The sequence below is a fragment of the Glycocaulis sp. genome (assembly GCF_050485565.1).
In the GTDB taxonomy this organism is placed as follows: Bacteria; Pseudomonadota; Alphaproteobacteria; order Caulobacterales; family Maricaulaceae; genus Glycocaulis.
In genome coordinates this window covers 426,401-443,941 of sequence record NZ_JBJHBQ010000001.1, presented here as the reverse complement: position 1 = coordinate 443,941, position 17,541 = coordinate 426,401, and the positions used below count along the sequence as shown (strand labels likewise).

General features: G+C 63.2%; 17 protein-coding genes. 9 read left to right on the top strand and 8 right to left on the bottom strand.

Annotated features, from left to right (window positions below):
• Window positions 1-10: 10 nt before the first annotated feature.
• On the top strand, window positions 11-241 hold the full coding sequence (locus ACQ5ID_RS01950) for a zinc-finger domain-containing protein (RefSeq protein WP_429910791.1): 231 nt from the start codon (window positions 11-13) through the stop codon (window positions 239-241).
• A 22-nt stretch (window positions 242-263) separates the two neighbouring features.
• Here the strand turns inward: ACQ5ID_RS01950 and ACQ5ID_RS01945 are convergent, their stop codons facing one another.
• Complete coding sequence (locus ACQ5ID_RS01945) at window positions 264-1,382, bottom strand: hypothetical protein (protein WP_429910790.1); 1,119 nt, start codon at window positions 1,380-1,382, stop codon at window positions 264-266.
• A 218-nt stretch (window positions 1,383-1,600) separates the two neighbouring features.
• Here ACQ5ID_RS01945 and ACQ5ID_RS01940 point away from each other — a divergent pair, with 218 nt between their 5' ends.
• Window positions 1,601-3,118, top strand: a complete 1,518-nt coding sequence (locus ACQ5ID_RS01940; RefSeq protein WP_429910789.1) for an SLC13 family permease — start codon at window positions 1,601-1,603, stop codon at window positions 3,116-3,118.
• On the opposite strand, the gene ACQ5ID_RS01935 is transcribed toward ACQ5ID_RS01940, so the two are convergent.
• From ACQ5ID_RS01935 to ACQ5ID_RS01920, 4 genes are all read right to left on the bottom strand, one after another.
• Window positions 3,119-3,415 carry a winged helix-turn-helix domain-containing protein gene (locus ACQ5ID_RS01935; RefSeq protein ID WP_429910788.1) on the bottom strand — a complete coding sequence of 99 codons (297 nt, stop codon included), beginning with the start codon at window positions 3,413-3,415 and terminating at the stop codon, window positions 3,119-3,121.
• Window positions 3,416-3,419: 4 nt separating this feature from the next.
• Window positions 3,420-4,049, bottom strand: a complete 630-nt coding sequence (locus ACQ5ID_RS01930) for a hypothetical protein (RefSeq protein WP_429910787.1) — start codon at window positions 4,047-4,049, stop codon at window positions 3,420-3,422.
• A gap of 245 nt (window positions 4,050-4,294) precedes the next feature.
• Window positions 4,295-5,230, bottom strand: coding sequence for a tyrosine recombinase XerC (locus tag ACQ5ID_RS01925; protein ID WP_429910786.1), 936 nt, complete (start codon window positions 5,228-5,230; stop codon window positions 4,295-4,297).
• A complete protein-coding gene (locus ACQ5ID_RS01920) occupies window positions 5,227-5,910 on the bottom strand; it encodes a DUF484 family protein (RefSeq protein ID WP_429910785.1) in 684 nt (227 codons plus the stop codon). Before ACQ5ID_RS01920 ends, ACQ5ID_RS01925 begins: the two co-directional genes overlap by 4 nt.
• 146 nt (window positions 5,911-6,056) lie before the next feature.
• Between ACQ5ID_RS01920 and ACQ5ID_RS01915 the strand changes: the two genes are divergently transcribed.
• The 7 genes from ACQ5ID_RS01915 to ACQ5ID_RS01885 all read left to right on the top strand — a co-directional run bounded on the left by ACQ5ID_RS01915 (window position 6,057) and on the right by ACQ5ID_RS01885 (window position 13,744).
• A complete protein-coding gene (locus tag ACQ5ID_RS01915; protein WP_429910784.1) occupies window positions 6,057-8,246 on the top strand; it encodes a primosomal protein N' in 2,190 nt (729 codons plus the stop codon).
• A 347-nt stretch (window positions 8,247-8,593) separates the two neighbouring features.
• A complete protein-coding gene (locus ACQ5ID_RS01910) occupies window positions 8,594-9,154 on the top strand; it encodes a F0F1 ATP synthase subunit delta (RefSeq protein ID WP_429910783.1) in 561 nt (186 codons plus the stop codon).
• A gap of 8 nt (window positions 9,155-9,162) precedes the next feature.
• Window positions 9,163-10,698, top strand: coding sequence for a F0F1 ATP synthase subunit alpha (gene atpA / locus ACQ5ID_RS01905; protein ID WP_429910782.1), 1,536 nt, complete (start codon window positions 9,163-9,165; stop codon window positions 10,696-10,698).
• A gap of 34 nt (window positions 10,699-10,732) precedes the next feature.
• Window positions 10,733-11,617: a F0F1 ATP synthase subunit gamma gene (locus ACQ5ID_RS01900; protein ID WP_371393123.1), complete on the top strand. Its 885-nt coding sequence runs from the start codon at window positions 10,733-10,735 to the stop codon at window positions 11,615-11,617.
• 73 nt (window positions 11,618-11,690) lie between these two features.
• Window positions 11,691-13,130 (top strand): F0F1 ATP synthase subunit beta, encoded by a 1,440-nt coding sequence (gene atpD, locus ACQ5ID_RS01895; protein WP_429910781.1) that lies wholly within the window; start codon window positions 11,691-11,693, stop codon window positions 13,128-13,130.
• A 7-nt stretch (window positions 13,131-13,137) separates the two neighbouring features.
• Window positions 13,138-13,344 carry a glutathione S-transferase gene (locus ACQ5ID_RS01890; protein WP_429910780.1) on the top strand — a complete coding sequence of 69 codons (207 nt, stop codon included), beginning with the start codon at window positions 13,138-13,140 and terminating at the stop codon, window positions 13,342-13,344.
• On the top strand, window positions 13,337-13,744 hold the full coding sequence (locus tag ACQ5ID_RS01885; protein WP_429910779.1) for a F0F1 ATP synthase subunit epsilon: 408 nt from the start codon (window positions 13,337-13,339) through the stop codon (window positions 13,742-13,744). Before ACQ5ID_RS01890 ends, ACQ5ID_RS01885 begins: the two co-directional genes overlap by 8 nt.
• Window positions 13,745-13,827: 83 nt before the next feature.
• Here the strand turns inward: ACQ5ID_RS01885 and ACQ5ID_RS01880 are convergent, their stop codons facing one another.
• The 3 genes from ACQ5ID_RS01880 to ACQ5ID_RS01870 all read right to left on the bottom strand — a co-directional run bounded on the left by ACQ5ID_RS01880 (window position 13,828) and on the right by ACQ5ID_RS01870 (window position 17,460).
• Window positions 13,828-15,672, bottom strand: a complete 1,845-nt coding sequence (locus ACQ5ID_RS01880) for a serine hydrolase domain-containing protein (protein WP_429910778.1) — start codon at window positions 15,670-15,672, stop codon at window positions 13,828-13,830.
• A gap of 124 nt (window positions 15,673-15,796) precedes the next feature.
• Entirely contained in the window at window positions 15,797-16,303 is a 507-nt protein-coding gene (locus ACQ5ID_RS01875; RefSeq protein ID WP_429910777.1) for an RNA pyrophosphohydrolase, read from the bottom strand.
• Window positions 16,300-17,460, bottom strand: coding sequence for a divergent polysaccharide deacetylase family protein (locus ACQ5ID_RS01870; protein WP_429910776.1), 1,161 nt, complete (start codon window positions 17,458-17,460; stop codon window positions 16,300-16,302). The genes ACQ5ID_RS01875 and ACQ5ID_RS01870 overlap by 4 nt, the downstream gene beginning before the upstream one ends.
• Between the last annotated feature and the right edge of the window lie 81 nt (window positions 17,461-17,541).

Below are 17,541 nucleotides of genomic sequence, written 5' to 3'. Positions count from 1 at the left end.
ACTGATACCGATGGCCCGTACCCGCGAAAAGTCTGCCAAGCCGACCGCTCCCAAGGCACCCGTGGCCGCGTTCCCGCCGCCGGAAACGATCGAGGTCACCACCAAGCGCGTAATGTGCGACGGCGGTGGCGGGGCGCTTGGCCATCCGCGCGTCTGGTACGATATGGGCGACGAGAATTTCGTCGATTGCCTCTATTGCGACCGGCGCTTCGTGCTGAAAGCCGGATCGGACGGGCATTAGCGTCTTGGCAGTTTGCAGTATTTCAACCCGCTAGCACAGCAGTCACATCATCGTCGGTGAGTTTGAAATTATACATGACGCGCCTAAGTTGATCAGTGAGCTTGTCAGCATTAAACTTATTAAATTTTAAATAAATATTTGATCTATGTTTTTTATCTTCTATATATCTATCAAGCATCCAGCGTCCAATTTTAAATGTAGAAGATATATCTCCAAGATATAATTTTAGCCAATTTAATCCAAACTCTGATGTTTCAATGACTCCGGGACCTTCAACAGTATTGTGTCGTGCTGCTTGTTCTAGAGCTTTTAAACCATGGGATGCTGCGAGGCGTTCTCTTGGGTCTGATGAATTGTTCCAAATTGCAATATGCTCACGATAGGATCTTGCCCAATCTGAATTTCTAAGATGTAGCAGGCTAGTGAGGATTCCGTCTGGGCATTTGTCACGTGTTGATTGCATGGCGAGATATAAGAAGCTGGGTGCTATTAATGATATCTCATCGATATTCGAGTTTGATTTATGAGCTAGATCGGTAAGCACCTTACCTTCGATATCTCCGAACGCACCGCTGTGGATAAGTCGTAGTAGTTCGCGAGGGTAATCCTTGACGGCTTGCTTATCAAATTTGTGGCAAGCAACAAATTCAGACCCGACGCTTTCAGCAAATGCAATATAGCTTGAAGTTCGTTTTATATTTACATCTTCAAATATACGATTCCAATCGTCCCTGATTTGCCTATGGTATACAATTAAATCGTCAATTTCATTGTTGTTATGTAAGTGCTGATGTATTTTTCGCATTGTTTCTTCTGCATTTCTGTCCAACTCTTTTAGTCGTGAACTCGCATATATCTCAAAGTTATGGTCGACGAACATAAGGGCGTCGTCGGTCTCCGCACCGTGCACCGTAATAAGTTTAATGCCTTCAGTGCGCTTTGCCTCTTTGGAGAAAAATGAACTCGCTGGCCCGTCTTCGAAAGTAGGTGCGCCTGCCAAGTAAATTTGGTCGGAAAGTACCAAGGCATTGGAAAGTTTGAAAAGTTCTAGCAAACCTAGGCGTTGGTCACTCTCATGGTGGGAGCCTGAAAAAAGTGCGTCGATATACCCTCTTAAAAAAATTGTTGACTTGACATTCATCTCGACACCCCGAGTTTTCGATCTTAATTCAATTTAGGAGTTTTCTAGAGTGTATATTACTACTGTCTAGAACGGACAGGGCGAAGAAATTTTAACCTTGGGTCGGAGCTCACACAAGTATGTGTCATCCCGCCCTGTTGCCCTGACAACACCAATCCGGCTTAACTGCCCCCTCACAAGCGCCCGCAAGCGGCGCAGGGCTTTGCGGGAGGCATAGTATGGCGAAGGGCTGGACCGCCCGGCGGATAGGTCTTGTCACCGGGATCACGCTGGCGGCCATCGTTCAGCTCATCCCCGTGCCCGAAGGCGTCTCGCGCGAAGCCTGGCTGTGCCTGTCGCTGGCCCTGATGATGGCCAGCTGGTGGGCCACCGAAGCCATTCCGATTGCCGCCACCGCCCTGATCCCGGTCGCGCTCTTTCCCTTTCTTGGCATTGTCAGCGTGCGCGAGGCGGCGGTGCCTTATGCCGACCCGATTGTACTCCTGCTGCTGGGCGGGTTCATCATCGCGCTGGGGATAGAGAAGTGGAATCTTCATGCCCGCATCGCGCTCAATGTCGTGGCGTGGTTCGGCTCGCGCCCTTCGCTCATGCTGCTAGGCTTCATGATCGCGTCGGGCATGCTGTCCATGTGGATCTCCAACACGGCGACCACGCTGATGATGATCCCCATCGCGCTGAAAGTAGCCGAGGCGGTCCAGAAAGAGGGCGTGGACACGAAGATGTTCGCGCCTGCCCTTGCGCTTGCCATCGCCTATTCGGCCTCGATTGGCGGGCTGGCAACGCCGGTCGGCACGCCCTCCAACCTCATCGCCATGGGCTATCTGGAACGCACCACGGAACGCATTATCAGCTTTCCTGAATGGATGATGGTGGGCCTGCCAGCCGCCGCCCTGATCATTCCGGCAGCCTGGATCATCCTCACTCGCTTTGCCTTCAAGGTGCCGCACCGGGCAGGTAGCGGGGAAGGCCATGCCCTTATCCTTGCCGAGCGCGCCGCGCTGGGGCGCATGACCACGCCGGAAAAGCGCGTGGCGCTGGCCTTTGGCACGGTGGCTCTGCTCTGGATGGGCCGGGAGCTGCCGGGTGTGCTGATCGGGCTTCCCGATATCAGCTTTGGCTGGAACCCGCTTCTTTCGTGGATTGCCTCAGCCATCGGCCTGCCCGTGACGCCCACCCTTTCCGACATGCAGATCGCCATGGCAGGCGCGCTCGCCATGTTCCTGATCCCGGCAGGCGGCAAGGAGAATGGCGGCAAGGCGCTGATGGACTGGGAGACCACCCAGCGCCTGCCCTGGGGCGTCCTGATCCTGTTCGGCGGCGGGCTGTCACTTGCCTATGCGATGGATGCGACGGGGCTTTCAGGCTGGATCGGCTCTCATCTGGCCATTGTGGCGGCCCTGCCGCTGCCCATCGTGGTGCTGATCCTCGCCTTCATGGTCGTCTTCCTGACCGAGCTGACCTCCAACGTGGCCACCACTACCGCCTTCCTGCCCGTGCTGGGCGGCGTTGCGGCGGCGGCCAATGTACCGCCTGAGCATCTCATCCTGCCCGTGGCACTGGCGGCGAGCTGTTCCTTCATGCTGCCGGTAGCGACCGCGCCCAATGCCGTGGTCTATGCCAGCGGGGCGGTCACGATGGGACAGATGATAAAGGCGGGCTTCCGCATCAATATCGTGGCCGCGCCGATCATCGCCATGCTGGCCAGCTTCCTGGCGCCCATGGTCTTCCCGGCCTGATCACTCACCGACCAGCTTTTTCAGGTCATCGAGATAGGCCATCCACGCCTTGCGCCCCGCAGGTGTCAGAGCCGCATCGGTGCGCGGCTTGCGGTCGACAAAGCGTTTGGTGATGGCGACATAGCCTGCGTCCTCCAGCTTTCTGAGGTGGGTGGAGAGATTGCCATCGGTCGCGCCGGTGCGCTCTTTCAGCTCGCCAAAGCTCGCTGCCTCGACCCCGGACAGATAGGCCATCAGGCCCAGCCGCATGCGCCCGTGAATGACATCATCGAGATCAGAGGAGTTGAAGTCAGCCATTGCCCTACACCACGTCCCGCGGCTCTCTTGCCATCAGGAAGAAGCCGGGAATGAACGTGCCCAGCAGCATGCCGGCCGAGGCGACCAGATAGACCCAGGGCGTCATGACCAGCGCGGTGCCGAAGAAGGCGGCGGCCAGCGTGATGATGGCAGGCACCAGAAGCAGCCGCTCGCGCGATAGCAGCGCATCCACCATCCAGCCTGTCCCGTAGGCGAGAAACGCTATCGGCAGCATGGTGTTGATAAGCGCGCCCGGCACCAGACCCGCCAGCATGCCGGCTACCAGCCCGGCAAAATAAAGCCCGATACATCCGCCCAGCACCGGCCATAATACCTGTTGTACCCGGTTACCCATCGAGCCTGCTCCTGGCTTGTTGCGCACTGACCAGCCAAGTATCGCGCTGCCAATGGAGCCCAGCACCATATAGCCCAGCCAGAGCGGCCACAGCGCTTGCACGCCGATACCTACCGCCTCGGTGATAATCAGCCAGTGAGCAAACGCCACTGCGCCGGTCAGCCCGCCCCACCAGACCATGAAGCGCCCGCCCAGCAGGGGCGCTCTGGCGCCGGCCTCGGCCATTTCACGCAGATAGGCGAGGTCTGCGTGGGCGGCGGTCTTGCGGTCGGTATTCATGGGCGCGGCTCCTTCACACGGCGAATGCGCTGATTCGGATCAGCTCGCGCTTTAATGGCACAATTCAAACTACTTTGCAATACAAAGTTTATTATTGGAGCGGGCAGGGTCCCGTTATGTCATCGTACGGCCCCTCCCTGCGTCATTCCGGCGAAAGCCGGAACCCAGCCTTTCTTAACAATAACTGGGTTCCGGATAAGCGCTGGCGCGCTTTCCGGAATGACGAAGGGAGCAGCAGCAAAGCGCTATCCGCCCGCCGCCCGCCTTGCTCTCGGGTGCGTGGCCGCATGGACCGACAAAAGGCGCGCAGTATCCACCTCGGCATAGATCTGGGTTGTCGAAAGCGAGGCGTGACCCAGCAATTCCTGTATCGCGCGCAAATCCCCGCCCCCGGCCAGCAGATGCGTGGCAAAAGCGTGGCGCAGGGCGTGGGGCGTAGCGGTGGAGGGCAGGCCCAGAGCGCCGCGCATGCACTCGACACAGCGCTGCACCGCGCGCGCATTCAGCGCCCCGCCGCGTGCGCCCTTAAAGAGCGGCTGGTCTGCAGCCAGCGGATAGGGGCAGAGCGTCACATACGCCTCTACGGCCTGCCGCACAGGCTCCAGCACCGGCACCAGCCGGGTGCGCCCGCCCTTGCCCGTGATGCGCAAGGCATCAGCCAGCGGATAATCGCGTCCCATAAGCGAAAGCGCTTCTGATACGCGCAGCCCCGCCCCGTAGAGCAGGGTCAGCACAGCTGTATCGCGTGCGCCGTGCCAGGCTTCGGCGCGGGCAGTTCCAGCATCGTCCAGCATGGCCTTTGCGGCCGCTTCGCTGACCGGCCTTGGCAGCCGACGCGGCGCGCGCGGCGCTTCGACCAGAGCCAGCGCGGCATTGTCGATACCGTGGCGGGCGCGCACGAAGGCGTAGAAGCTGCGCACGGTGGAGAGGGCCCGTTGCAGGGTGCGCGGGCCTGCCCCGTCCCTGCGCCGGTCAGCCAGCCAGGCACGCCAGTCGGTGCCGGAGAGTTCAGAGAGGTCCTTTGAGGTTACAGCCCGGCCCTTGTGAGCGGTCAGAAAGGCGAGCCACTGGCCAAGATCACGCTCATAGGCTTTCACCGTGTGGGCGCTATAGCGCCGCCCGCCCTCAATATGCGCGAGGAAACCGGCCACAAGGGCCGTGGGGGCAGCGCCTTGCGTCATCGCGGCAGAAGGGCCTCCAGCCGGCGTTCGAGAATACGGGCCAGGAAATGGGCCAGATCCGCCGCATCGCTGGGCCGGAAGGCATCGCGCCGGGCAGAGCCAAGGCACAGAACGCCGGAGAAGCCGCGCCCCTCAAGCGCGATGACGGCTTCGCTCGCCACCCGGCTTGCCTGCACACCGTAAATCGGCCCGGAAAGGCGCGGATCCGGCGCGCCAAGGCGTTCGGACGCTTCGCCCAGCATGGCCAGTTTCAGGCCCGGTGCAGCGGGCAGTATGGCAATCGCGCGCGGCAGGGCGGTGATGCCCTCAAGGCAGACGCGCACAGCCTCAAGGCCCAGCGTGGTCGCCGTATGGCCTGCAAGGCGGCGGTCGAGCGCGGCCAGTGTCGGCTCGTCCATCAGCCCCATAACCGCGGCATGCGCGCTCGCCTGGGCGGCCAGATTGCCCCGCAGCATATCCTGCAAATCTTCATTGGCGGCTTTCAGCAGGGTGATTTCGCTCTGCAGGCGCGCGCGGGCCGCTGCATTGAGATCGGCGACATTCGCATCGCTCCGCACACCCAGCAGCGCATTCATCAGCTCGCCATCAGCCAGCACGCGCGACGGGTCGGCCAGTATCGCGCCCCGCCAGTCCGGCGTGTCCTCTGTGTTGCGGGCTGCGGGCATAGCGTTGCTGCGCATGCGTTTCATGCCGATCATTATCCATCCATCCTGTTGCCGGCCCCTCTTGGCGGGGGCGCTTGTCTATGCAGGCACTTTTGCATGAGACCGGTTCCAGATGCGTTAACTCACCTGCACGAATTGCGCAGCGCCGCTAGGATGGCCGGATGAGCGCGAATCGAGACCCGTCCACCCCTCAGATCGCTACCGTCCTGCTGCCCCTGCCCTTGCCGGAGGCGTTCGATTATGCCGTGCCGGAAGGCATGATGGTCGCTGAGGGGGATCATGTCGTGGTGCCGCTGGGCAACCGGCTCAGCCATGGCGTGGTCTGGGGTGTGCGCGACGGGACAGGCGGCAACCGGCCCTTGAAGCCTGTTGCCGAGCGTCTGGACGCGCCGCCCTTTACCGCCGCCATGCGCGATTTTGTCGACTGGGCGGCGCGCTATCTGGCTGAAAACCCCGGCCTCGTCCTGCAGGCGACATTGCGCAGCCGGGGCGGGCTCTCGCCATCCCCCACCGAGACGCTCTACCACCCTACCGGCCAGATACCGGACCGGATGACACCGGCGCGTCAGGCCGTGCTGGATGCGGCTGCCGAAGAACCCGCCAGCGGCGCAGAGCTCGCCCGGCGCGCAGGCGTATCGCCCGGCGTGGTGAAGGGGCTGGCCGATGCTGGCGCGCTGCGCGCTGAAGCGCGCGATGTCGATCAGCCTTTTCCTGCGCCCGATCCTTATCGCGATGGCCTCACGCTCAATGACGGGCAGGAAGCGGCCGCCAGCCAGCTGCGCCGTCTCGTCGCGGCTGGCGGATTTCAGGCGGCGCTTCTTGATGGCGTGACGGGGTCGGGCAAAACCGAGGTTTATCTGGAAGCCATCGCAGAGCTGCTACGCCGCGAACCCGACGCACAAGTGCTGGTGCTGCTGCCGGAAATTGCCCTGACACAGGCCGTTACGGCCCGGTTTGAAGAGCGGTTCGGTGTGTCGCCTGCACTCTGGCATTCGGCTATCGGGCCAACGGAGCGCCGCCGGGCCTGGCGGGAGATTACGGCAGGGCGGGCACGCCTGATTGCAGGCGCGCGCTCGGCCATCTTCCTGCCCTACCGCAATCTGCGCCTGATCGTGGTCGATGAGGAACATGATCCGACCTACAAGCAGGATGAGGGCCTGACCTATCACGCCCGCGATCTGGCCGTGGCGCGCGCCAAGATCGAAGGCGCCGTGGCGATCCTTGCCAGCGCCACGCCCAGCCTTGAAACCCTCGTCAATGCCCGCGCGGGCCGCTACGGCCATATCCGGCTGGCGGCGCGGGCGGGCTCTGCGGTCTTGCCGCAGATCGAGACGATAGATCTGCGCGAGCATCCGCCAGAGCAAGGCCACTGGCTGTCCCCGCCTTTGACCGCCGCCATGGCCGAAACTATCGCGCGCGGCGAGCAGGTGCTGCTCTATCTGAACCGGCGCGGTTATGCGCCGCTGGTCCTGTGCCGGGCCTGTGGTCACAAGATGAAAAGCCCGGACACTGACCGCTGGCTGGTCGAGCACCGCTATACCGGGCGGCTCATCTGCCACACGACCGGGTTCTCCATGCCCAAGCCGCGCGCCTGCCCGGAATGCGGCGCGATTGATTCGCTCACAAGCGTCGGCCCCGGCGTGGAGCGTGTGGCGGAAGAAGCCGCCTTGCGCTTTCCCGATGCGCGCGTGGAGGTGTTTTCCTCTGACAGCGCGGCGGGACCCAATGGTGTGCGCGAGCTTGTCGCCCGCATGGAGGCTGGCGAGATCGATATTCTGGTCGGCACCCAGATTGCCGCCAAGGGCCATAACTTCCCAAAACTGACGCTGGTGGGTGTGGTCGATGCCGATCTGGGTCTTAAAGGCGGTGATCTGCGCGCGGGCGAGCGCACCTATCAGACTTTGGTGCAGGTAGCGGGCCGGGCCGGGCGCGCCGACCGTCCGGGCCGGGCGCTGCTGCAGACCCATGAACCGCAGCACGAAGCCATCCAGGCGCTGCTGGCCGGAGACCGCGACAGCTTCCTCGATCTGGAAGCGATGATGCGCGAGCAGCTGGGCCTGCCTCCTTTCGGGCGGCTGGCGGCTCTGGTGATGTCCGGCACCGATGAGCGCCTGCTGGTGGAGACGGCTAAAATCGCGGCTGCCGCAGCGCCCTTGAGCGATGATGTGAAGCTGTTCGGGCCAGCCGAACCGCCGCTGGCGGTCGTGCGCGGGCGCTACCGGCGGCGCTTTCTGGTGCAGGCGCAGCGCAATGTGGATGTATCCGCCTTCATGGCGACCTGGATGGCGCGTTTCAAACTGCCCTCCTCCATCCGGGCGCGGGTAGATATCGAACCGTATTCCTTTTTGTGAGGCGTGGGCGCAACCGCGAAGACGTCCGCGCCGGTGCTTGGCTATCCGTCTGGCCGCCATGTCGTATGGTACCGGCAAGGGCCGCCAAGTACCGAGATTTTAGGCACCCTGCACACCCGTCAGAGCAGCCACGCCGCGTTTTCGTGACTTTCCGCCTGCGCCGATTGCGCGCGGGCAGGTTGCCGCCCTCAAACCCTTGTGCTAGGTGGGCGCCGGACTGAACGGGACTGTCCTTGCACGGCCAAGGCGGTCTTTTGAAAAACCTCAATATCTCAAGTGCTTGGGCCTGATCTGCCGACCAGACCCGATTTGGCGCTAACCACAGAGAAGAGAGCGGGCGAAAAACGGTGACCACCGCCGGTAACGCAATTTCAAACGAAGCCGCGCAGCGCTATGCGCGCGCGCTGTTCGATCTGGCCCTTGAATCCAAGGCGCTGGCCAAGGCTGAGGCCGACATGGCGTCTCTGGCCGAGGCTTTTGCCGAATCGGGCGAGCTTGCCCGCGCGGTGGCCAGCCCGATGCACAGGGCCGAGGACAAGGTGAAGGCGCTGGCCGCGCTGGCCAAGGCGCTCAAACTGTCGCCGCTGGGCACCAAGTTTATCGGTGTCGTGGCGCGCAATGGCCGCGCTGGTGATTTGCCGGCCATGACGGCGGCCTTCGCCGCACTGGCTGCCGCCCATCGCGGCGCCGTTACAGCAGATATTGCCAGCGCTGACGCGCTGACCGCCACGCAGCTCAAAGAGCTGACGACGGCACTGAAAACCGCCCTCGGGCGGGAGGTTGAGGTTCGCGCCGAGATTCGGCCCGAACTCATTGGCGGGCTCACTGTGAAGGTGGGTTCGCGCATGTTCGATTCTTCACTCCGGACCAAGCTGGACGGCGTGAAACAGGCGATGAAAGAGGCTTGAGAACCGCCATGGACATCCGGGCAGCTGAGATTTCTGCGATCCTGAAGGATCAGATCAAGAATTACGGTGCGGAAGCGGACGTCTCTGACGTCGGCCAGGTGCTCTCCGTCGGTGACGGTATTGCGCGCGTATACGGCCTCGACGAGGTGCGCGCCGGTGAGCTGGTGGAATTCCCCGGCGGCATCAAGGGCATGGCCCTGAACCTGGAAAGCGACAATGTCGGCTGCGTGATCTTCGGCGATGACCGGGGCATCAAGGAAGGCGACACCGTCAAGCGTCTGGGCTCCATCGTGGACACGCCGGTCGGCAAGGGCCTTCTGGGCCGCGTCGTCAACGCGCTGGGCGAACCGATCGATGGCAAGGGGCCGATCAAGGACGTGGCCGAGCGCCGCCGTGTGGACGTGAAAGCGCCGGGCATCCTGCCGCGTAAATCCGTGCACGAGCCGATGGCAACGGGCATCAAGGCCATCGACGCGATGATCCCGGTTGGCCGCGGCCAGCGCGAGCTGATCATTGGTGACCGCCAGACCGGCAAGACCGCGATCGCGCTCGACACCATTTTGAACCAGAAGCAGATCAATGAAGGCGATGACGAGAGCAAGAAGCTCTATTGCGTCTATGTCGCCATCGGCCAGAAGCGCTCCACTGTCGCCCAGATCGTGAAGACGCTCGAAGAGAACGGCGCGATGGAATACTCCATCGTTGTTGCCGCCACGGCCTCCGATCCGGCGCCGATGCAGTTCCTCGCGCCCTTCACCGCCTGCGCCATGGGTGAGTATTTCCGCGATAACGGCATGCACGCCCTCATCGTGTATGATGACCTCTCCAAGCAGGCCGTTGCCTACCGTCAGATGTCGCTGCTGCTGCGCCGCCCGCCGGGCCGCGAAGCCTATCCTGGTGACGTGTTCTACCTGCACTCCCGCCTGCTGGAGCGCGCCGCGAAGCTCAACGAGAACCACGGTTCTGGCTCGCTGACCGCGCTGCCGATCATCGAGACGCAGGCCAATGACGTGTCGGCCTACATCCCGACCAACGTGATCTCGATCACGGACGGCCAGATCTTCCTCGAAACGACCCTTTTCTATCAGGGTATCCGTCCTGCCGTGAACGTCGGCCTGTCGGTCAGCCGCGTGGGTTCCGCCGCGCAGACCAAGGCCATGAAGCAGGTTGCCGGCAAGATGAAGGGCGAGCTTGCCCAGTATCGCGAAATGGCCGCCTTCGCCCAGTTCGGCTCTGACCTTGATGCCGCCACCCAGCGCCTGCTGGCCCGTGGTGAGCGCCTGACCGAGCTCCTGAAGCAGCCGCAATTCTCGCCGCTCTCCATGGAAGAGCAGGTCTGTGTGATCTTCGCCGGTACGCGCGGCTATCTCGACAAGATCGCGACCGGTGATATCGGCCGCTTCGAGGCCGAACTGCTTCAGCACCTGCACGCCGACAAGGCCAAGCTGCTGGACGCCATCCGGTCCGATCAGAAGCTGTCTGATGCGTCGGAAGCCGAGCTGGTCAAGACGCTCGAAGCGTTCGTCACCCGGTTCGCGGGCTAGGGTGCAGGGGCAAGGGCTGACCGAGGCATAATCGATGGCGAGCTTGAAAGAACTGCGCAGCCGGATTTCCTCCGTGAAATCCACGCAGAAGATCACCAAGGCCATGCAGATGGTGGCCGCAGCCAAGCTGCGCCGCGCGCAGGATAGCGCGCAGGCAGCGCGCCCCTATGCGCAGAAAATGGCGCAGGTCATGGCCAATCTTGCCAATGGCGTTGTGGCCGGGCCGGAAACGCCGCGCCTGCTTACCGGCACGGGAAAGTCCGAAACGGTGCTCCTGCTGGTGCTCAGCGCGGATCGCGGCCTGTGCGGCGGTTTCAACACCAATATCGCGCGTCTGGCGCGCGAACGCGTGGCCACGCTTGTCGGCGAAGGCAAGGACGTGAAGATCGTCACGGTCGGCAAGAAGGGGTTTGATGCCCTTAAGCGCCTGCACCGTGACCGGATCGTCAGCGCAATTGAGCTGAAAGACGCCGCCAGCCCGGCAGCCCTCGCTGCACGCGTCGGCGACGAGCTGCGCAAGCTCTTTGAGGCTGGCGGGTTTGATGTGTGTGAGCTGGTCTCTTCGGAGTTCATCTCTGTCATCAGCCAGAAGCCGAAAGCACGCACGCTGATTCCGGCGCGCGAAGCCATTGATCCTGATGCGCCCGGTCCTGACCTCAAGGGTGCCATCTACGAGTACGAACCTGATGAGGAGGCCATTCTGGCCGCTCTCCTGCCGCGCTATGTCGACACCGTCATTCTTTCGGCCCTGCTGGAGAATGCGGCGGGCGAGATGGGCGCGCGGATGGCCGCAATGGACAACGCCACACGCAATGCCGGCGAGCTCATCAACAAGCTGAACCTGCAATACAACCGTACCCGCCAGGCCAAGATCACCACCGAGCTTACGGAGATCATCTCCGGGGCCGAGGCGGTCTAGGGCAGCGGACCACACATATTAGAGAACGCCTCCTGCAAAGCGCAGGGGATTGGTAAAAGAGGCTGAGACGATCATGAGCAATCTCAAGGGCCGTATCGCACAGGTCACAGGCGCTGTTGTCGACGTGAAGTTCGAAGGCGGTCTGCCCCCCATCCTGAACGCGCTGGAAACCATGAATGGTGACCAGAAGCTGGTTCTGGAAGTGGCCCAGCACCTCGGCGAGAGCATGGTGCGCACCATCGCGATGGATGCCACTGAAGGTCTGCAGCGCGGCGGCGAAGTGACCGATCTGGGTTCGCCGATCACCGTGCCGGTCGGTCCGGGCACGCTCGGCCGTATCCTCAACGTCACCGGCGAACCGATCGACGAGGCGGGCGATGTGGTGTTTGAAAAGCGCGCCCCGATCCACCGCGCCGCGCCGGCCTTTGACGAGCAGTCCACCGAAGCGGAAATCCTGCCCACCGGCATCAAGGTCATCGACCTGCTCTGCCCCTACGCCAAGGGCGGCAAGATCGGCCTGTTCGGTGGCGCGGGCGTGGGCAAGACCGTGCTGATTCAGGAGCTCATCAACAATATCGCCAAGCTGTTCGGCGGCTACTCCGTGTTTGCCGGCGTCGGCGAGCGCACCCGTGAAGGTAACGACCTTTACTGGGAGATGATCGAGTCCGGCGTGAACAAGGACCCGAAGGAAAACAAGGGTTCGACCGAAGGTTCGCGCTGCGCCCTGGTGTTTGGCCAGATGAACGAGCCTCCCGGCGCGCGTGCCCGTGTGGCGCTCTCCGGCCTCGCGCAGGCGGAGTATTTCCGCGATGAAGAAGGCAAGGACGTGCTCTTCTTCGTCGACAACATCTTCCGCTTTACGCAAGCCGGCGCCGAAGTGTCCGCGCTTCTGGGCCGTATCCCGTCGGCGGTGGGCTATCAGCCGACGCTGGCCACCGACATGGGCGCCCTGCAGGAGCGCATCACCTCGACCAAGAAGGGCTCGATCACCTCTGTGCAGGCCGTTTACGTGCCGGCTGACGACCTGACCGACCCGGCCCCGGCCACGACCTTCTCCCACCTTGATGCGACGACGGTGCTCAACCGCGCCATCTCGGAAAAAGGCATCTACCCGGCCGTGGACCCGCTCGATTCCACCTCGCGCATTCTTGAGCCGCGCATTGTGGGTGAAGAGCACTACCAGACCGCCCGCCGCGTGCAGGAAATCCTTCAGCGCTACAAGGCTCTGCAGGACATCATCGCGATCCTGGGCATGGACGAGCTGTCTGAAGAAGACAAGCTGACCGTGGCCCGCGCCCGCAAGATCGAGCGCTTCCTCAGCCAGCCCTTCGACGTCGCCGAAGTGTTCACCGGCTCGCCGGGCATTCAGGTGCCGGTCGAGGAGACGGTCAAAGGCTTCAAGGCGATCTGCGATGGTGAGTATGACCATCTGCCGGAGCCGGCTTTCTACATGGTCGGCACCATTGAGGACGCCGTGAAGAAGGCGCAGAAACTGGCCGCCGAGGCGGCGTAGGCGTAACATGGCCGCAGGCCGCCCCATGCTGCGGATCGAGGACTGCGTCAATGACGTATGTCCCTGGTCGGGCAAGCCGGTGAGCGCAGATTCGCTCACCCTCTATCGCGGGGCGGTCGTCGGCTTCTGCAATCCCGGCTGCCGGGACAAGTTTGAAGCGGCAAGTGGTGCGTTCGACAGCGCGCTGGCTGCAAGGGACGAAGACAATGGCTGACAAGCTGAAATTCGACCTCGTTTCGCCTGAAGCACGTGTGTTCTCTGGCGAGGTGGATATGGTGGTTGTACCCGGCGCCGAGGGCGATTTCGGCGTGCTGGCGGGTCATGCGCCCTTCATGGCCACGATCCGCACCGGCACGATCGACGTGCATGCCGAAAGCGGCATCACCCGCATCTTCATCCATGGCGGATTTGCCGAAGTGACCCCGCAGGGCCTGACCATTCTGGCCGAGGAAACGGCGGAGCTCGCCACGCTTGATGCGGCCGATATCCGTCAGAAGCTGGAGGCCGCCCGCCTGCGCGCCAAGGATGCGGCTGACGACAATGCGCGCGATCAGGCCGAGGCCGATATTGCCCGGCTGGAGGCGATGCAGGCGGCCATGGAACTGGCCCACTAGGGCGAGCGTCCTTTCCGTTACGGACTTGAAAAACCCCCGCACCAGCCGGTGCGGGGGTTTTCATTTGGCCAATGGGTACCGGGCTATCCGCTTACGACAGGCGTGTAGCTCCAGGGCGTCAGCCCCGCCCAGCCATAAACCGCCATCCAGCTCCAGCAGAGCGCCAGCAAGGCGCTGGTCAGACCAGCCTGCAGGCGGGCGAACAGGCGCACGTCGCTGGCCCTGAATGATGCCCATATTCCGATCAGGGCAAGCGGTCCAAAGACGAAGGTGGCAAGCTGGAAGGTGCGGCCCAGCGGTGACGGGCCTGCAAGATTTGCCAGAACATCGCCCGATGACAGGGCGAAGAACGCGCCCGCACCCACGGCCAGCGCAGCAATCGACAGGCTTGGCCACAGCCAGACCCGCCAGCGATGGGAGTTTTTGAACTGGCCAAACAGCCTGCCTGCCGCCCAGACTAGGAGGGTTACAAGCCCGGCAACAATCGCCAGTGCAGTGGCAATCCACATCGCGACAGGTCCGCCCATGCGCAGCCAGCTTGAGCGTTTCCAGCTCTCCCCATCGCTGTAGACCAGCTCGTGGCCGCCCGCGTCATCCGGGATCAGGAACAGGCGGCGGTGTGGCTGGTCCGCGATGAAGTAGCGCCCATCGCCCATGGAGGTATAGCGCCGGGGCTCTCCGCCAAACCCGGTTGCAACGCACAGCTCATTGCCGCACTGCCAGACGCGCTCGGCCTGCATCAGGTCTGTTATGGCGCGGAACATTTCCTGACGCGGATTGATGCTGCGATAGATACCGGCCACGCCATCGGGCATCTGCCAATCGGCCTCGGCCTGCGGCTCCGCACGGGGGCCGCCCAGCGCTTCACGCAAGGCGATGCGCATTTCTGCCATGCCGCGCCCGCCGGTATTGACCATCAGCGCGTAGCCGAGGCCCGAGGCGCGGTCATAGAAGAGCTCGGCCTGTGCCCGGTCAATGGCACCGCCATGACCGATCCACTCACCGTTCGCCGCGCGCCAGTGGTACAGGCCCAGCCCGTAATGCGGTATTCCGGCCTGCGCGGCGCGGCCCGTCTCACCGTTCTCCATGCGGGCTACCGACTGCGCGCCGACAAACCCGTCGCCGCCCGCCAGCAAGACCCTGCCGACCTCGGCAAGATCACGCGCACCGATGGACAGAGCCCCGGCGGGCGAGGCCCAGATACGGACGAACTGCGCGCGCTCATCTGCGTTGGCATAGCTGGCTATCCGCCGCTCAGGCGAGTCCTGGTCAAAACTCGCGCTTTCAAGCCCCAGCGGGGCAAGGACAAGATCCTGAACAGCGGTCTCGAAAGGGCTGCCGGTCGCGATCTCTATCACCCGCCCGATCGCAGCGGCGCCGGAATTGGAGTAGCTGGCGTAAAGGCCGGGCGCCCAGCGCGCCGTACGCGAGCGCGGATTGTCGGCGAGCCCGTCCACGAGCCGTGTGCCTTCCGGAAAGCTGCGATATTCCTGCGGCTGGATGTCGTCCCACCCTGCCGTGTGTTCGAGCAGGTGGACGAGACGCACCGGATGCTCGCTTTCGAACCGGTTGGTAAACGCAATGTCCGGCGCGACAGAGCGAAGCGGCGCGTCAAGATCAATCGCCCCTGCCTCGGCGAGGCGAACGGCTGCCAGCGCGGTGAAGAGCTTGGAGACCGAACCGGCCCTGAACGGCGTGTCGGCGGTGGCGGTGATCCCCGCCTCGCGGTCGGCATGGCCATAGCCGCGCGCGAAGATGATGCTGTCCGCGTCCATAATGGCGACACTGGCGCCAACGACGTTGCGCGCTTCCATGATGTCGGCAAGGCGCTGGTCAAGTGCCTCGATATCCACCGAGGCTTCTTCAGGCAAGGCCGCGGCGCTGGACAGGACCAGCGCGGTCACGGCGGCGGCAATGGATCGGATCATGGTGGCAGCATCCCCTGCTTGTTGGTCTTCAGGGTATGATGCGCCTTGCCGGGCGATTGGATGCGCGAGGGGTGTCCGGGCCTGAGTAGGCCGGCTTACCTTGGCGGTCTGGAGGAGGCTGGGTTCAGGGACGGGCGCGCTGACCAAACGCCGAAAACGCCCGCACGACCTCTTCATACACGGGCCGCTTCCACGGGATGATCAGCTCTGGCACCTCTTGGAGTGCGACCCAACGGAAAGCTTCAAATTCCTGCGGTGGCACGGCCGTGAGGTCGAAATCGGAATCTGTGCCCAGAAAGCGGAAGGCGAACCAGCGCTGGCGCTGGCCTTTCCAGTTCTTCTTGCGCAGCGCCAGCACTTCGGGCGGGAAATCATAGGTCAGCCACGCATTGATGGAGCCGAGCATTTCCACCTGATCTGTGTGGATGCCGGTCTCTTCGTAAAGCTCCCGGTAGGCAGCCGCTTCAGGGTCTTCGCCCGCGTCCATACCCCCTTGCGGCCATTGCCACATCCACGGACCCGCCTCCTGAAAGCGCTTGCCAACCCAGGTCAGCCCGTCCCGGTTGAACAGGACGATGCCGGCATTGGGCCGGTAAGCGGCAAGCGCCGCCGGGTCATGCACGGTGCTCATGTTCCCTGACCGGCGCGGTCCTCGCGGATATTGGCGACATGAGAGGCTGGCGCAAGCTGATAGCCACGCCGCTCAAGGCCCTCTGCCCAGCTTTGCAGCGCGGTGACCGTGACCGGGTAGGCAAAGCCGGAGCCCAATGAATGCCCGTTCTGGATAGCCAGCGCCTCCAGCTCCAGCAGCCTGGCATCTATCGCGCGCGCGCTGGGGTCAGCGTCAATCACCCGCTCGGCCAGCGCCAGCGGGGTGCCGGCCCGCGCAGCAGCGGCCGAGGCTGCGCCGGGGCGTCCGGCACCGTCATGGAAGATGGTCAGCCCGCGCTCGCCTGCCTCGCGGTAGATGCGCGCCAGCGCTGCCTCTGAACCGGAAAGGCGAGCGCCGAGATAGTTGGTAACGCCGAAATAGCCTGACGCGCGTGAGAGCAGCCAGTGAAGGCGGCGCATATTCTCCGCCTCGCTGGCATCGGCCAGCAGGGTGTGCGGGCCGGGGTCATTGTTGGGATAGTCAAACGGCTCCATGGGCAGTTCGATCATCACTTCATGGCCGGCTGCGCGCGCCCGGTTCATCCAGCTTTGCAGATCACGCGCATAAGGCACAAAGGACAGGGTTATCTCCGGCGGCAGCGAGTCTATGGCGGCCTGCGTCAGGGACTCGCTTACCCCCAGCCCGCCGACAATCACGGCAATGACGGGCGTGCCCGGCTCAGCCTCGAAGGGGCGAGCATAGGCCGTAGAGGGGCGTCGTCCATCGGCGGCGATAATGGGCAACGGCCCGCCGGGGCCGTCCTCATACAGGCCGGCATGGGGAACATTGGACACGCGCGCCAGCGCCAGTGCGCGCGCCGCATTGCTGCCCGGAGGCGGTTCCACCTCGCCGCCCAGCACGTCCTGCGTTTCGCGTACACCCGGAAGGCTGAAACTCTCGTCTTCCTCGCCTTCGGCGAATATGGCCGGGCTTGCCGCCGGAATTTCCGCCACCTCGATAATTTCGTCATCGCTGGCGGGCCTGTCCAGCGCCGCGCGCGCGGCTGTCCCGGTCTCGGGCTCGGGAGCGAGAAAGACGACGGCCGCAAACACCAGCCCTGCTGCTGCAAACAGGCAGGCAGCCGCGATCAGCGGATTGCGCAAAGGCGGCGTGTCGGATGTCTGGCGGGCGGGCATGGTGTCCGGTTTTGCCTGAACAGGTGAAGGCGTACTGACGAGCAGAACTCATCGGCACGCTGACATGCAAGACCATTCAAT

What these genes read in the sequence shown, in the direction of transcription:
- ACQ5ID_RS01940 (WP_429910789.1), top strand. Translation starts at nt 1,601, where the DNA reads ATGGCGAAGGGCTGGACCGCCCGGCGGATAGGTCTTGTCACCGGGATC.
- ACQ5ID_RS01935 (WP_429910788.1), bottom strand. Translation starts at nt 3,415, where the DNA reads ATGGCTGACTTCAACTCCTCTGATCTCGATGATGTCATTCACGGGCGC.
- ACQ5ID_RS01880 (WP_429910778.1), bottom strand. Translation starts at nt 15,672, where the DNA reads ATGATCCGATCCATTGCCGCCGCCGTGACCGCGCTGGTCCTGTCCAGC.
- ACQ5ID_RS01900 (WP_371393123.1), top strand. Translation starts at nt 10,733, where the DNA reads ATGGCGAGCTTGAAAGAACTGCGCAGCCGGATTTCCTCCGTGAAATCC.
- ACQ5ID_RS01875 (WP_429910777.1), bottom strand. Translation starts at nt 16,303, where the DNA reads ATGAGCACCGTGCATGACCCGGCGGCGCTTGCCGCTTACCGGCCCAAT.
- ACQ5ID_RS01925 (WP_429910786.1), bottom strand. Translation starts at nt 5,230, where the DNA reads ATGACGCAAGGCGCTGCCCCCACGGCCCTTGTGGCCGGTTTCCTCGCG.
- ACQ5ID_RS01885 (WP_429910779.1), top strand. Translation starts at nt 13,337, where the DNA reads ATGGCTGACAAGCTGAAATTCGACCTCGTTTCGCCTGAAGCACGTGTG.
- ACQ5ID_RS01890 (WP_429910780.1), top strand. Translation starts at nt 13,138, where the DNA reads ATGGCCGCAGGCCGCCCCATGCTGCGGATCGAGGACTGCGTCAATGAC.
- atpA (WP_429910782.1), top strand. Translation starts at nt 9,163, where the DNA reads ATGGACATCCGGGCAGCTGAGATTTCTGCGATCCTGAAGGATCAGATC.
- ACQ5ID_RS01920 (WP_429910785.1), bottom strand. Translation starts at nt 5,910, where the DNA reads ATGCGCAGCAACGCTATGCCCGCAGCCCGCAACACAGAGGACACGCCG.
- ACQ5ID_RS01930 (WP_429910787.1), bottom strand. Translation starts at nt 4,049, where the DNA reads ATGAATACCGACCGCAAGACCGCCGCCCACGCAGACCTCGCCTATCTG.
- atpD (WP_429910781.1), top strand. Translation starts at nt 11,691, where the DNA reads ATGAGCAATCTCAAGGGCCGTATCGCACAGGTCACAGGCGCTGTTGTC.
- ACQ5ID_RS01870 (WP_429910776.1), bottom strand. Translation starts at nt 17,460, where the DNA reads ATGCCCGCCCGCCAGACATCCGACACGCCGCCTTTGCGCAATCCGCTG.
- ACQ5ID_RS01950 (WP_429910791.1), top strand. Translation starts at nt 11, where the DNA reads ATGGCCCGTACCCGCGAAAAGTCTGCCAAGCCGACCGCTCCCAAGGCA.
- ACQ5ID_RS01915 (WP_429910784.1), top strand. Translation starts at nt 6,057, where the DNA reads ATGAGCGCGAATCGAGACCCGTCCACCCCTCAGATCGCTACCGTCCTG.
- ACQ5ID_RS01945 (WP_429910790.1), bottom strand. Translation starts at nt 1,382, where the DNA reads ATGAATGTCAAGTCAACAATTTTTTTAAGAGGGTATATCGACGCACTT.